Here is a 960-nt window from a genome sequence, read left to right as displayed (position 1 = left end):
CCTCGGGGCCTTCCCGGACGGCATCGTCGAGGAGGTCTACGAAGTAGTCCTCCTCCTCGCGAAGACCCCTGCTTGACGCGCCCCACCCCCAGGAGCATTATTCATCACATGATGAATAATGCTCCTGGCCCGCCACGCCCCAGCACCACCACGGAGCCGACAGCCGTCCACGCCGAGAACCTCACCGTCGCCCGAGGCCCCCGCGAGGTCCTCCGCAACCTCGGCTTCACCGTCCCCCGAGGGCAGATCACCGGCCTCCTCGGCCCCTCCGGCTGCGGCAAGTCCACCCTCATGCGCGCCATCGTCGGCACCCAGGCCAAGGTCACCGGCACCCTGGACGTCCTCGGCCACCCCGCCGGCCACCCCACCCTCCGCACTCGCATCGGCTACGTCACCCAGGCCCCGTCCGTCTACGACGACCTGACGGTCCGCCAGAACCTCGACTACTTCGCAGCGATACTCGACCCCGGCCGGCCCGCCGCAGAACGCCGCCACGACCACGTCACCCGCGCGATAGCCGACGTCGACCTCACCACCCACGCCGACGCCCTGGCCGGCAACCTCTCCGGCGGCCAGCGCAGCCGCGTCTCCCTGGCCGTAGCCCTTCTCGGCACCCCCGAACTCCTGGTCCTCGACGAACCGACCGTCGGCCTCGACCCGGTCCTGCGCCGCGACCTGTGGACCCTCTTCCACGACATCGCGGCGAGCCGCGGCGCGACACTCCTCGTCTCCTCCCACGTCATGGACGAGGCAGAACGCTGCCACCGCCTCCTCCTCTTGCGCGAGGGCGAGCTCCTCGCCGACGACACCCCGGAGGCCCTGCGCACCCGCACCGGCGCGGCGACGGTCGAGGAGGCCTTCCTGCACCTGGTGGACGAGGCCAAGGCGGCAGCCCGCACAAAGGAGACGAGGCGATGACCCCCACGATCACCACCCGCACGACCACCCCCACCGCCACCC

At 71.2% G+C, this 960-nt stretch carries 1 protein-coding gene; it reads left to right on the top strand.

Annotated features, from left to right (window positions below):
- Nucleotides 1-108: 108 nt before the first annotated feature.
- Nucleotides 109-918 carry an ABC transporter ATP-binding protein gene (locus AOQ53_RS37930; protein WP_059424430.1) on the top strand — a complete coding sequence of 270 codons (810 nt, stop codon included), beginning with the start codon at nt 109-111 and terminating at the stop codon, nt 916-918.
- Nucleotides 919-960 lie beyond the last annotated feature (42 nt).

The organism is Streptomyces azureus (assembly GCF_001270025.1).
Taxonomy (GTDB): Bacteria; Actinomycetota; Actinomycetes; order Streptomycetales; family Streptomycetaceae; genus Streptomyces; species Streptomyces azureus.
The sequence above is the reverse complement of the archived record's forward strand: the minus strand, read 5'-3'. Positions and strand labels throughout refer to the sequence as shown.

What these genes read in the sequence shown, in the direction of transcription:
- AOQ53_RS37930 (WP_059424430.1), top strand. Translation starts at nt 109, where the DNA reads ATGATGAATAATGCTCCTGGCCCGCCACGCCCCAGCACCACCACGGAG.